This is a genomic window from Cupriavidus basilensis OR16, assembly GCF_000243095.1.
GTDB classification, from domain to species: Bacteria; Pseudomonadota; Gammaproteobacteria; order Burkholderiales; family Burkholderiaceae; genus Cupriavidus; species Cupriavidus basilensis_D.
This window is the reverse complement of sequence record NZ_AHJE01000081.1, coordinates 80789-93130: the sequence shown is the minus strand read 5'-3', so window position 1 is coordinate 93130 and position 12342 is coordinate 80789. Positions and strand designations below refer to the sequence as shown.

Below are 12342 nucleotides of genomic sequence, written 5' to 3'. Positions count from 1 at the left end.
TTTGTCTATGCGCCACGGACGGCCTCGATCATCTGCGTGTCGATGCGCAGGACCGGGTTCAGCGTCATCATCGGGTCCTGGAAGATCATCGCGATGCGGTTGCCCTGCAGCTGGCGCAGCTCGGCGGGCCGCATCCGGGTCAACTCCCGGCCCTGGAACAGGATCTCGCCGCCAACGATGCGTCCCGGCGCGTCGACCAGGCCCATGATGGAAAAGCCGGTGACCGATTTGCCGGAGCCGGATTCGCCCACCAGCCCGAGGATGCGGCCGCGCGGCACGGCGAAGGAAACGTCATCGACTGCCGGCAGCACGCCGGCGCGGGTTTCGAAGTGCGTGCGCAGGTGGCGCACTTCCAGGGTCGGCATGGCGTGATTGATGTCCGGCGCGCTCATTTCTGCAACCTCGGGTTGAGCACGTCGCGCAGGCGGTCGCCCACCAGGTTGATGGCCACCACCGTGACCAGCAGCGCGATGCCGGGGAAGAAGCTGATCCAGTACTCGTCGGACAGCATGAACTGGTAGCCATTGGCGATCAGCAGGCCCAGCGAGGGCTCGGTCACCGGCACGCCCAGGCCGAGGAACGACAGCGTGGCCTCCAGCGTGATGGCGCGCGCCACCTGCAGCGAGGCAATCACGATCAGCGGCGGCAGGCAGTTCGGCAGGATATGGCCCACCACGATGCGCCAGTTGGAAATGCCCTGGCCGCGCGCCGCCTCCACGTACTCGCGCCGGCTTTCCACCAGCGCCTGGCCGCGCGCGGCGCGGGCGTAGTAGGCCCATTCCAGGATCACGAGCGTGAGCACCACATTGGTCACGCCCTTGCCGAGGAAGGCCAGGATCATCATCGCGACCAGGATCGACGGGAACGACAGCAGCAGGTCCACGGTGCGCATGATGACGCTGTCCACCCGGCCGCCGGCGTAGGCGGCCAGCAGGCCCAGCAGGGTGCCGATGACGCCGGCGATCAGCGCCGAGCCCACGCCCACGCTCAGGCTGATGCGCAGGCCGTAGAGGATCCCGGAGAAAATGTCGCGCCCCTGGCCGTCAGTGCCGAGCCAGTAGTTGTAAGTGCCGGTGCCGCTTGGCGTGCCGGGCGCAAGGCGCGCGTCCATGACGTCGAGCTGGAGCAGGTCGTACGGATTCTGCGGCGTGACCAGCGGCGCGAAGAGCGCGGCCAGCACCAGGGTCACCAGCAGCACCAGGCCGAACACGGCGGTGCGCGAGGCGAAGAAATCCGCCGCCATCCGGCGCCACGGCGATTCGCGGCGCAGCGCCTGGGGCGCCGCCGGGGCGGCTGTGGCGGGGTTGTCGATGGCGCTCATGTGGCGGCCTCCAGCCGCACGCGCGGGTCGAGCAGCTTGTAGAGAATGTCCACGATCAGGTTCAGCGTGACAAACAGGCACACCACCACGATCAGGTAGGAGACGATCACCGGGCGGTCCAGCGCGTTGATGCTGTCGAGGATCAGCTTGCCGGCGCCTGGCCAGGCGAAGATGCTCTCGGTCACCACCGCAAACGCGATGGTCGAGCCGAATTCCAGCCCCAGCACGGTCACCAGCGGAATCATCGTGTTGCGCAGCACGTGCCCAAGCACCACGCGGGTCGGCGACAAGCCCTTGGCGCGCGCGAACTTGACCCAGTCCTGGGGCAGCACCTCGCGCACGCCGGCGCGGGTCAGCCGCAGCACCAGCGACACCTTGAACAGCGACAGGTTGATAGCCGGCAGGATCAGGTGGCGCAGGCCGTCGGCGGTGAGCCACGACCAAGGCACGCCCAGCCACTCGGCGGTGGCGCCGCGCCCGCCCGAGGGCAGCCAGCCAAGCCGCACGCTGAAGGCCATGATCAGCATCAGCCCGACCCAGAAATCAGCATCAGCCCGACCCAGAAGGTGGGCAACGAGAAGCCGACGATGCTGCTGGTCATTAGCACGCGCGAGACCGGGTGTTCCGGGTACAGCCCGGCAAAGAGGCCGCACGGCACGCCCACGAACACCGCCAGCAGCAGCGCCGCCACGGCGAGCTCCAGCGTGGCGGGCAGCCGCTGCAGGATGAGCTGGATGGCGGGCACGTTATAGACGAAGCTGTTGCCCAGGTTGCCGTGCAGGGCGCCGTGCAGGAACGAGAGATACTCCGGCCGGCACCCACTCATCGCCCCACACCTCGGGTTCGGCAAAGGCTTCCATATTGGCGTAGTGCAGCGCCACGTCCTCCTGGTAGAGCAGCGCGGCGATGCCCTGGCCGAGGCGTCTGGCGCCGTCGCTGATGGCGGGGATGTCGCCCGACACCGTGCCGTGCGTCAGCGCCGCCGGATAGCAGAAGCAGTGGATGCGCGACAGGCCCGGGCACGCGTGCGTGGTCTTCTCCAGGAATTCGAAGGCGGGGCCAAGGTCCGGCGAGTCCGACAATTCCTGGTCTTCCTGCCCCGTGGCCGGCGTGTAGCGGTCGCGCCAGTAGCGGATATGGCGGGCGAAGGCGCTGAATTCCTCGCGCGATTCCAGCGCGATGCGAAAGCCCGTGGAGAAGATCAGGAAATCCAGCTCGAACGCGCCCTTGGGCGTGTGCACCAGCAGCGCGTCGCCGGCTTGTTCGACGCGCTCGATGGGACAGGCCAGGTTGAAGCGTGCGTTCTCGTGCCGGGAGACGCGCAGCGTGCTGCCGCGCGGCGGCGGCACCTGCTGCGCGTTGATGTAATGGCGGATGCGCCATTTCCAGTCGTCGGGCAGGCCCGGGTGGCCATGCGTGAGGCCGGGGTTGCCCGCGCCCTTGCCCTTGTTGACGCGCGGGATGTCGGCGCGCCGGATCAGCAGATCCACACTGGCCGCACCCGCTTCCAGCGCCGTAGCGGCGCTATCCATGGCTGACGCGCCGGCGCCGATCACGCCCACGCGCTTGCCGCGCAAGGTGCTGTAGTCGAACGCATCGCTCGAATGCGCCCAGCGCGAGCGCGGCAGGTCCTGTGCAAAGGGGGGTACATGGGCACCGCCAAGGCCGTCGCGGCCGGTGGCCAGCACCACGCGCCGCGCCAGCACGGTGTGCACGCCGGCGGGCGAGCGCACTTGCAAGACCACCAGGTCGTCGGCGCGTGGCACGATCCGCTCGACCACGTGTTCGTTGCGCACGTCCAGGTCCAGCACGCGACGGTACCAGCGCAGGTAGTCCATCCATTGCAGGCGCGGAATCTTGTCCAGCGCCTCCCAGGCCACCGTGCCGAACTGGGCCTCGAACCAGGCGCGGAAGGTCAGGGCGGGCAGGCCGAGCGCGGGGCCGGTGAGCTGCTTGGGAGAGCGCAGCGTTTCCATGCGCGCGGTGGTGGCCCACGGGCCTTCGAAGCCTTCCGGCGCGCGGTCGAAGATGCGCGCGTCGATGCCAAGATGCTTGAGCGTAGCCGCCGCGGCCATGCCGGCCATGCCGCCGCCGATCACGGCGACGTCCAGCACCGGCTCGCCGTCATGCGTGCGCGCCACGGTCCAGCTCTTGGCCGGGAGTTCCAGCCAGGACAGGTCCTGGCGCAGGCGCGCTTCCAGGGCGGCAAGGCCGGCGGCGTTGGCGGCGGCCGGGGGGGTGTCAGCGGGCGAGTTCATAGGTCGGTGTGTTCCGTGTCGTAGGGCGTGCCGGCGGCCGGCTCGGTGGCGGTGGGGTCGCCATACAGGGCTTGCAGCAGCGCGCCGTGCTGTTCCGGGCCGCGCCGGGTGAAATCCGGCAGCAGCGCGCGGGCCGCGTCGGCCAGCGTGTCGATCAGTGCCAGCACGGCCGCGCTGGCGGGCCTGGCCTGGGGGGTGATCACGCCAAAGTAAAAGGGAATGTCGGCATCGATCGGGCGCACCATGATGTCCGCCAGCGGCACACCGCGCGCGGTCACGGGCTCCAGCACGGCAATGCCCAGCCCGGCGCGCACGGCGGTGAGCGCATTGAGCGAGGAATTGGTATCGATCAGCGCGGCCGGCTCCACCCCGGCGCGGGCAAACGCCTCGTCCAGGCGGCGGCGCAGCCGGTAGGGGTTCTGCATGGTGACGATGCGCCGGCCGCTGCAGGCCGATAGCGCAATGGTGGCCTGCGCCGCCAGGGGATCGTCGGCGCGTACCGCGGCCACGCAGGCAGCCTGCCCGATCCAGTGCACGGTCACGCCGCGATGCTCCAGCGGCAGGCTGGTCAGCCCGATCTCGGCCGCGCCGGTCAGCACCGAATGCACGACTTTTTCGGGGGAAGCACTATTGATGTGGATGTGGCTGGCATGGCCGGGCAAGCCTGCCATCCTGCCCGCTGCGCCCGCTGCGCCCGTTGCGGCAGCGGCATGGTCCGGCCGGTGGCTGGCCAGGGCCAGGGGCAACAGCCCCGCCGCCAAGGCCGGCGTGGCCGCGATCTGCAGCGAGCGGTTTTCCTCGCGGGCGATTTCGGCGGCGCGGGCGCGGATCTGCTGCAGGCCAACCAGCGCATGCTCCACTTCCTCATACAGCAGGAAGCCGCGTTCCGTCGGGCTTACGCGCGGACCGCTGCGGGCGAACAGCGCAAAGCCGATCTCGCTCTCCAGTTCCTGGATCAGGCGCGTGATGGCCGGCTGGGAGCGCCCCAGCAGGCGCCCCGCGGCGGTCACGCTGCCGCTGGTCATGACTGCCGCAAAGGCTTCCAGTTGCCGGATTTCCATGGGGGCCTGAAGTCGCTGATGCGATGTATGTGTTTTGTGGATTCTCACCCCGCTAGCATTCGTATTGCAAATACTATTTTCGTATGTACTCATGCAGCGCGCGGCGGATGAGCGGGCGCCCGCGGACGTCGTGGGCGTTGCGGCCGTTGCTTTGGCGCCCGTGCACGTATCATGTGATGAACCCGCCCGGCAGCCCGCATGCCACGTACCCCGCCCAGGAGAACGCTTCAGTTGACCTTGCATCCAGGATGCCCGCGCCGTACCGAGCCTTGGCTGGCCTTGCTCCTGTGCCGGGCATTGGCCTGCCTGTCGCTGCTCGGCATGGCCTGTACGGCACACGCCGATACCATGCGGGTCGGCTCCAAGCGCTTTACCGAGTCCTACATCCTCGGCGAGGTGCTGACCCAGACCGCTGCTGCCCACGCCAGCGCGCAGCACACGCCCGGCCTTGGCAATACGGCGATCGTGTTCGAGGCACTCAAGGCTGGCAGCATCGACCTGTATCCCGACTACACCGGCACCGTTTCCAGCGAAATCCTCAAGCTGCCCGCCGGCGCCAGCCTGGCGCAGATCAACCAGGCGCTGGCGCCGCTGGGCCTGGCGGCGGGAATTCCACTTGGCTTCGAGAACACCTATGCGCTCGCCGTGGAGGAGCACAAGGCCCGCCAGCTCGGGCTGGCGGCGCTGGGCGACCTGGCCGCGCAGCCGCAACTGCGCCTCGGGCTGTCGCATGAGTTCCTCGGGCGCGTGGACGGCTGGCCCGGGCTGGCCAAGCGCTATGGCTTGCGCCAGCGGCCGCTTGGGCTGGACCACGGCGTGGCCTACGAAGCCCTGGCCAGCGGGCAAGTCGATGCCATCGATATCTATTCCACCGACGCGAAGATCCGCAAGTACGGGCTGCGCGTGCTGACGGACGACCAGCACTACTTTCCCCGCTACGACGCCGTGGTGCTCTACCGGCTGGACCTGCCGCAGCGTTTCCCGGCGGCATGGCAGGCATTGACGGGGCTGGCCGGCAAGGTCAGCGCGGCGGACATGATCGCGATGAATGCCGCGGCGGAACTGGACGGGCAATCCTTCGCCACCGTGGCGCGGGCCTTCCTGGCGCGGGGGAGCGCCGGCGCGCCGGACGCATCGGCAGGGGCTCGCGCCGGACTCGCCGGCACCTTGTTCGGCCGCGATACCGTGCGCCTGACCTGGCGCCACCTGGCCCTGGTGCTGGGCGCGGTTGGCGCGGCCACCTTGCTGGGCGTGCCGCTGGGCATCGTCGCCGCGCGCCGGCAGCGGCTGGGGCAGGTGCTGATGGCTGCGGTCAGCGTGTTGCAGACCGTGCCTTCGCTGGCCTTGCTGGCAATGCTGATCCCGCTGCTGGGGCGCATCGGCGTGTGGCCGGCGATGGTGGCGTTGTTCCTCTATGCGCTGCTGCCTATCGTGCGCAACACGCTGACCGGCCTTCAGCAGGTGCCGTCCGGCATGCGCGAAGCGGCGCGCGCCCTGGGTTTTACGCCCCGGCAGGTGCTGCGCTATGTGGAGCTGCCGCTGTCGATGCCCGTGCTGCTGGCCGGCATCAAGACCGCCGCCATCATCAGCGTGGGCACCGCCACCATTGCCGCCTTTGTCGGTGCCGGCGGCTATGGCGAGCGCATCGCCACCGGGCTGGCGCTCAACGATCATGTGCTGCTGATGGCGGGCGCCATCCCGGCCGCCGTGCTTGCGCTGCTGGTGCAGGCCGGGTTCGAGTTGGGGGAATGGTATCTGGGCAGGCACGCCCGGGGTGGGGCGGCCGCCTGACCCTCCCTATTGCAGTTGCGCCTTCGCCAACTGCCCCAGCTTGGCCACGGCGGCTTCCACCGCATCGCTCCACAAGTGGCCGTAGTTCAGGCGGATGCAGTTGCGATAGCCTTGCCGCGCCGAGAAGATCGGGCCTGGCGCAATGCCGATGCCCTGTTCCAGCGCCGCGCGATGCAGCGCCAGCGCGTCGAATCCGGCGGCAAACTCCACCCACAGGAAGTACCCGCCGGCGGGCTGCGAGACTCGCACGTTGTCCGGGAAATGCCGGCCGATGGCCGCGATCAGCTGGCCCTGCTGCATCTCCAGCAGATGGCGCAGGCGCCGCAGGTGCTTGTCGTAGCCGCCGTTCTGCAGATACTCGGCCAGCGCCACCTGCGTGGGCACGCCCGCCGACAGCGTGGTCATCAGCCGCAGCCGCTTGATCGCCTCGCCATACTGTCCGGGCGCCACCCAGCCGACCCGGAAGCCCGGCGCCAGCGTCTTGGAAAACGAACTGCAATGCATGACCAGACCTTCCTGGTCGAAGGCCTTGGCGGGCAGGGGGCAGCGATCGCCAAAATACAGTTCGCCATAGACGTCGTCCTCGATCAGCGGTTTGCCCAGCCGCTCCCAGGGAAACAGTTCGGGCGAAGGGAAGGCCGAGCCAAGCTGGATCAGCTGCGGATCGCGCGCGGCATCCAGCACCGAGAAGACCAGCTTGGAGATATCGACATCGGTCGAGACCTGGTGCGAGGGCCGCGCGGCCGGTTGCGGGAGCGGCCGGCCGACCTGGCCGGTCACGTAATAGCCGGAGCGCTCGCGTGCGCGCACCAGGCCGCGCTCCTCCAGCCGGTAGTAAGCCTGGAACGCGGTGGCGGGGCTCACGCCGTACTGGATCACGGTCTTGCGAATCGACGGCATCTTGGTGCCTGGCGGCAGGTTGCCGTTGCGAATGTCCTTGGCCAGCGTTTCCGCCAGTTCTTCGTAGCGCTTCATTGGGGCAGGGGGCGTTGCCGTGGGTAACGATAAGCGCAGTATCAGGCGCTCAAACTGATACGCAAAATTATCGCAGATCTGATTCTGTTATTCCTTGCCTGGCGACGCCATAATCGCCCGTAACTACCAAAAGCCAAGGTGCCGCAAGGTCACGCGGCGATTGGCAAGCCTGTAAGGAACAACGAAATGAACCCCTTGAGATTGGTGCAAACGGTGTTGTGGGGATTCCTTGGCCTGCGCAAGGGCCAGGAACATAGGCGCGACCTGCAGGCCGTGCGGCCGGTGCCGCTGATCCTGACAGGCGTGGCGCTGGCGGCGGGGCTGGTGCTGCTGCTCGTGTCGCTGGCCCATTGGGCGGTGACCCACGCCTGAGCCATCCCGCATCCGCCGGGCCGCACCGGCCTGCCGCCACTATGCCCTTGCCCGCCGCGCGCGGGCCGCGCCACGTTTGCCGCAGCGAACCTGGGCGCGGCACTTAAAACGATAATCAGCCCCATGAGCCTTGCCTTGAGGCGGTTCTCCTCGACCGCCAACGCCTTTGCCAATCTCGTTTCCGCTCGCTTGACCCGGCACCTGCGCGCTATCTGCGCCACCTTGCTGCTGGCGCCTTGCCTGGTGCCCGCGGCTGCCATCGCGGCCGCTGAATCCCCCCAGCCTCCCAGCGCGGCGCAGATCGAGCGCGGCCGCTACCTGGCCAAGGTAGCCAACTGCGCGGCCTGCCACACCAGCGCCGGCGGCGCGCCCTTTGCTGGCGGCTTGCCGTTGAAAACCGGCGTCGGCACCGTCTATTCGACCAACATCACGCCGGACCTGGACAGCGGCATCGGCGCGTACTCGTTCGAGGAATTCGATCGCGCGCTGCGCACAGGCGTGGCCAGGCATGGCAAGCGGCTGTATCCCGCCATGCCCTACCCGTCCTACGCCAAGCTCGCCGAGCCGGACGTGCAGGCGCTATACGCCTATCTGCGCACCGAAGTGACGGCGGTGCGGCAGCAAACCGCCGAGCCCGAGATGCGCTGGCCGTTTGGCATGCGCTGGCTGTTGCGCGTCTGGAACTGGCTGTTCCTGGAGTCCGGGCCAGTGCGCACTGACGCGGGCCAGAGCGTCCAATGGAATCGCGGCGCCTACCTGGTCCAGGCGGTGGCCCACTGCGGCGCCTGCCATACACCGCGCGGCACGCTGATGGCTGAGAAGGGGCTGGACGAGCGCAGCCGGCATTTCCTCGCCGGCGCCAGCGTGGAGGGCTGGGCCTCCACCAACCTGCGCGGCGATCCACGCACCGGGCTGGGCGGCTGGTCGCGCGAGGACATTGCCGAATACCTGCATACCGGGCGCAATGCACACGCGACTTCCTTTGGCCCGATGTCCGAGGTGATTGCGTCGTCCACGCAGTTCATGACCCGCCCGGACCTGGATGCCGTTGCCCTGTACCTCAAATCCGTGCCTGGCGCGCGCAGCGACGAAACGCCGTATGTGTATGACGCCAGCACTGCCGACACGCTCGCGCAAGGCCGTTTCGACGCCACCGGCGCGCGCCAGTACGCCGAGTTCTGCATGCCCTGCCATGGCGCCAACGGCAAGGGCTTTGCACGCGTTTTCCCGCCACTGGCGGGCAATCCCACCGTGGTGGATCCCGATCCGTCCTCGCTGGCCAACCTGCTGCTCGACGGCGCCGTGACCGCGCACGTGGGCACCGCGGCGACCGATTACCACATGCCCGGCTATGGCTGGACGCTGGACAACCAGGAGCTGGCGAACGTGTTGACCTTTATCCGCGCCGGCTGGGGCAACCACGCCAGCCGGGTCAACGAAGCGGCTATCGCCGCCCGCCGCGCCGCGCTATTGCAGGCCGCCGAACGCGGCGTTGGCTACCCGCCCGCGCTGACCGGGCTGCGCGGCAACCATGCGGGCACCTATACGCTCGCGCACAGCCTGGCCCGCGAGGGCGCCAAGTATCCGGCCGTGATGGCGCGCGAAGTCTACGACCTGGTGGTGGTAGGCGGCGGGCTCAGCGGGCTGGCGGCCGCGTGGTTCTACCAGCGCCGCTTTGGCGCCGGCAAGCGCATCCTGATCCTGGACAACCACGACGATTTCGGCGGGCATGCCAAGCGCAACGAGTTCACCGTGCGCGGGCAGAAACTGGTGACGTACGGCGGCAGCGCGGAGATGCCGCCGAGCGCGCTGGACAGCCGCGCGGTGGCCACGCTGCTGGCTGGTCTTGGTGTGGACGCAAAGCGCCATCAAGCCGCCGAACGCGACCCTTACCGCGAGCTGGGCATGGGCCGCTCGGTGTTTTTCGACCAAGAGCATTTTGGCCGGGACCAGTTGCTTGCCGGCGATCCGTTTGCGGGGCTGATCGATGCCCGCAATGGGACAGGCACGCAGGGGACAGGCACGCAGCCTGCGGATGCCGTTGCCTTCAAGGCCTTCCTCGACAAGGCACCGTTGCCCCGGCAAGACCGCGCCGCGCTGGCGCGGCTGGCCGATGGCGGCACGGATTACCTGGCTGGCATGAGCGATGGCGAGCGGCTGGCCTATTTGAAGCGCACCAGCTATGCGGCTTTCCTGCGCGAGAAGGCCGGCCTGGGGCTGGACGGCCAGCGCTTCTTGCGCAGCCGCAGCAACGATGCCTATGCGCTCGACGCCGACGGCGTGTCCGTGTTCGACGCGCTGGCCATCGGCCTGCCGGCCGGCAAGAACATGCCACCGCCCAGCCTGAATCCGCGCCTTGGCAAGTCGCCCGCATCCAAGCTCTGGTTTGCCGACGGCAACGCCACGCTGGCGCGGCTGCTGGTGCAGAGCCTGATCCCGGGCGTGGCAAGCACCGCCAGCCCCGACGCGATCGGCGCGGCCAGCTTCGACTACAGCCGGCTCGATACCGAGGATGCGAAAGTGAAGGTGCGGCTGAACAGCACGGCCATCGCCATCGAGCCCGACCAGCGCATCACGCGCGTGACTTACGGCTGGAACGGCAATCTGCACCGGGTCGAAGCCGCGCACGTGGTGCTGGCCGGCTACAACATGATGATCCCGTTCATCATGCCCGGCCTGCCGGATGCGCAAAAGCAGGCATTGCGCTCCGACGTGAAGGCGCCCGTGGTCTACACCAAGGTGGCGCTCGACAACTGGCGCGCCTTCGAGGCGCTCAAGACCAGCCGCATCCACGCGCCGGCCATGGCCTACACCGACCTGTGGCTGGAGAAGCCGGCCGGCGCGCGTCCGGCCGATCCGGTGGTGCTGCACATGCTCTATGTGCCCACCGTGCCGGACAGCGGCATGCAGGCACGCGAGCGCTTCCGCGCGGGACGGGCCTTCCTGCTGGGTACGCCGTTCGCCGAGCTGGAGAGGGGCGTGCGCAGTCAGCTCGGCCGCATGCTGGCGCCAGGCGGATTTGCTGGCAAGGACGTCATCCGGGGCATCACGGTCAACCGCTGGGCGCACGGCTACAGCTACATGCCCAACAGCTTGTTCGAGGACGAGGCGGCAGCGCAGGCCGTGCTGGATCGCTCGCGCGCCCACGCTGGCAATGTGGTGATCGCCAACAGCGACTGCGCGGGCAGCCCGTCACTGACGTCCGCCATTGACCAGGCGTGGAGGGCGGTGGGCGAGTTGCCTGGCTGATGGGGGGGCGGCTGCGGTGGTTCAGCGCTGCCGTGGTCGCGACGCGAGATAGTCGCGCTGGAAGGCGCACAAGCGCAACGCGTTGTGCTAGGCGCCATAGCCGAAGAATTCTTCCCGCTTCAGGCGCGAAGCCCGAAGTTGCTGGTGGGGGTGGGGTGCATCAGGCCGGAATGCCGAACAGGCGGCGGCTGTTGCGGGTGCACTGATCCGCCACTTCGCGCATGCTCAGTCCCTTCAGCTCGGCGACCGCTTGCGCGATCCAGGGCAGGTTGGCGGGCTCGTTGTAAGGCCGCCGGTTCTTGTGGTTCTTCGGGCCGAGATAGGGGGCATCCGTCTCCAGGTGCAGGTGCTCGAGCGGGATGGCTTGCACGGCCTCCCGCAGTGCCTGGCCGCGCTTGAGATCCGTGACCCAGCCGGTGATGCCGATGTCCAGGCCTAGCGCGACGAAAGCGGCTGCCTCATCGGCTGCGCCGGTGAAGCAGTGCACCACGCCGTGGGCGCCCGCGCGCACGGCGGGTGCGACCATGGCGTGGAAATCATCGAAGGCGTCCCGGCAATGGAGGAACAGCGGCTTCTTCCAGCGTACCGCCGCCGCGAGTTGTGCCTCGAAGGCGTGGCGCTGGTCTGCGGGCGTAGAGAAGTTGCGGTTGTAGTCCAGCCCGCATTCCCCGATTGCCACCACCTCGGGGCTCTCCCAGAGCGCCTGTAGGGACTGCAGGACCGTCGGCGACCAGTCCTTGGCGCTGTGCGGGTGAATGCCGGCTGTGGCAAAGAGAAAATCGGGGTGCCGGCTGGCCAGGTCGCGTGCCTTTCGGCTCGATTCCAGCGAGGTGCCGGTGGCAAGGATGGCGGCCACGCCCGCTGCCGTGGCCCGCTCGAGGATCACGTCGGTGTGCGGGGCAATCTGAGAGGAGTGGAAATTCACGCCGATGTCGATCAGGTGCATGTCTCTGGCTAAGGCTAAGGGAATGGGGGGCGGCGGCTCGCAGGCATGCAGTCTAACCCTTGGGTGCCGTGCCCACGCAGTCGCGCGGCGGGCGGGGCTGGATCCCGTCGTCAAGTACAAAGGCAGCCTTGAGGACCTGGCCAGACTGCCGTCGGTATACGTTGGTGCCCAGCATCGCAAGGACAGTGCGAGCGAGTTGACAGTGCGAGCGAGTTGATCGCGCTGTTGCTCGTGGGCCACGCGATGTGCAACGCCGGCGCGCACTTGAAAAACATCGCAGTGGTCTATACCTCTGTAGGCGACGTTCCCGGTTGGCCTTGTCGCGGACCGGCATGGCGCGATGTCCGTCTGAGCAAGGGAAGAAACCGG

General features: G+C 68.4%; 8 protein-coding genes and 3 pseudogenes. 4 read left to right on the top strand and 7 right to left on the bottom strand.

What is annotated here, in order from left to right; all coding sequences use genetic code 11:
* Positions 1-14: 14 nt before the first annotated feature.
* From OR16_RS26925 to OR16_RS26905, 5 genes and pseudogenes are all read right to left on the bottom strand, one after another.
* A pseudogene (locus OR16_RS26925) lies at positions 15-392 on the bottom strand (ATP-binding cassette domain-containing protein); the annotation flags it as partial.
* The gene (locus OR16_RS26920) at positions 389-1321 is read right to left on the bottom strand and encodes an ABC transporter permease (RefSeq protein ID WP_006161476.1); all 933 of its coding nucleotides are present in this window, start codon (positions 1319-1321) and stop codon (positions 389-391) included. The gene OR16_RS26920 and the pseudogene OR16_RS26925, both read right to left, overlap by 4 nt.
* Positions 1318-2129: pseudogene (locus OR16_RS26915) on the bottom strand (ABC transporter permease); the annotation flags it as partial. The pseudogene OR16_RS26915 and the gene OR16_RS26920, both read right to left, overlap by 4 nt.
* The gene (locus OR16_RS26910; protein WP_006161475.1) at positions 2068-3579 is read right to left on the bottom strand and encodes an NAD(P)-binding domain-containing protein; all 1512 of its coding nucleotides are present in this window, start codon (positions 3577-3579) and stop codon (positions 2068-2070) included. The gene OR16_RS26910 and the pseudogene OR16_RS26915, both read right to left, overlap by 62 nt.
* Positions 3576-4640, bottom strand: coding sequence for a LysR family transcriptional regulator (locus OR16_RS26905; RefSeq protein ID WP_006161474.1), 1065 nt, complete (start codon positions 4638-4640; stop codon positions 3576-3578). The genes OR16_RS26910 and OR16_RS26905 overlap by 4 nt, the downstream gene beginning before the upstream one ends.
* Before the next feature lie 321 nt (positions 4641-4961).
* On the opposite strand from OR16_RS26905, the gene OR16_RS26900 reads away from it, so the two are divergent.
* The gene (locus OR16_RS26900) at positions 4962-6431 is read left to right on the top strand and encodes a glycine betaine ABC transporter substrate-binding protein (RefSeq protein ID WP_085961320.1); all 1470 of its coding nucleotides are present in this window, start codon (positions 4962-4964) and stop codon (positions 6429-6431) included.
* Positions 6432-6437: 6 nt separating this feature from the next.
* On the opposite strand, the gene OR16_RS26895 is transcribed toward OR16_RS26900, so the two are convergent.
* The gene (locus tag OR16_RS26895; RefSeq protein WP_006161470.1) at positions 6438-7406 is read right to left on the bottom strand and encodes a PLP-dependent aminotransferase family protein; all 969 of its coding nucleotides are present in this window, start codon (positions 7404-7406) and stop codon (positions 6438-6440) included.
* A 186-nt stretch (positions 7407-7592) separates the two neighbouring features.
* On the opposite strand from OR16_RS26895, the gene OR16_RS26890 reads away from it, so the two are divergent.
* The 3 genes and pseudogenes from OR16_RS26890 (at position 7593) to OR16_RS46430 (ending at position 11027) form a co-directional block, all read left to right on the top strand.
* On the top strand, positions 7593-7778 hold the full coding sequence (locus OR16_RS26890) for a DUF2970 domain-containing protein (protein WP_006161469.1): 186 nt from the start codon (positions 7593-7595) through the stop codon (positions 7776-7778).
* A 123-nt stretch (positions 7779-7901) separates the two neighbouring features.
* Positions 7902-8366: pseudogene (locus tag OR16_RS48420) on the top strand (hypothetical protein); the annotation flags it as partial.
* A gap of 51 nt (positions 8367-8417) precedes the next feature.
* Positions 8418-11027 carry a c-type cytochrome gene (locus OR16_RS46430; protein ID WP_423739687.1) on the top strand — a complete coding sequence of 870 codons (2610 nt, stop codon included), beginning with the start codon at positions 8418-8420 and terminating at the stop codon, positions 11025-11027.
* A 160-nt stretch (positions 11028-11187) separates the two neighbouring features.
* On the opposite strand, the gene OR16_RS26875 is transcribed toward OR16_RS46430, so the two are convergent.
* The gene (locus OR16_RS26875) at positions 11188-11973 is read right to left on the bottom strand and encodes a TatD family hydrolase (RefSeq protein WP_006161467.1); all 786 of its coding nucleotides are present in this window, start codon (positions 11971-11973) and stop codon (positions 11188-11190) included.
* Positions 11974-12342 lie beyond the last annotated feature (369 nt).

Bases quoted from the DNA above. Each gene is read 5' to 3' on its own strand.
- OR16_RS26920 (WP_006161476.1), bottom strand. From the start codon at position 1,321: ATGAGCGCCATCGACAACCCCGCCACAGCCGCCCCGGCGGCGCCCCAG.
- OR16_RS26910 (WP_006161475.1), bottom strand. From the start codon at position 3,579: ATGAACTCGCCCGCTGACACCCCCCCGGCCGCCGCCAACGCCGCCGGC.
- OR16_RS26905 (WP_006161474.1), bottom strand. From the start codon at position 4,640: ATGGAAATCCGGCAACTGGAAGCCTTTGCGGCAGTCATGACCAGCGGC.
- OR16_RS26900 (WP_085961320.1), top strand. From the start codon at position 4,962: ATGGCCTGTACGGCACACGCCGATACCATGCGGGTCGGCTCCAAGCGC.
- OR16_RS26895 (WP_006161470.1), bottom strand. From the start codon at position 7,406: ATGAAGCGCTACGAAGAACTGGCGGAAACGCTGGCCAAGGACATTCGC.
- OR16_RS26890 (WP_006161469.1), top strand. From the start codon at position 7,593: ATGAACCCCTTGAGATTGGTGCAAACGGTGTTGTGGGGATTCCTTGGC.
- OR16_RS46430 (WP_423739687.1), top strand. From the start codon at position 8,418: ATGCGCTGGCCGTTTGGCATGCGCTGGCTGTTGCGCGTCTGGAACTGG.
- OR16_RS26875 (WP_006161467.1), bottom strand. From the start codon at position 11,973: ATGCACCTGATCGACATCGGCGTGAATTTCCACTCCTCTCAGATTGCC.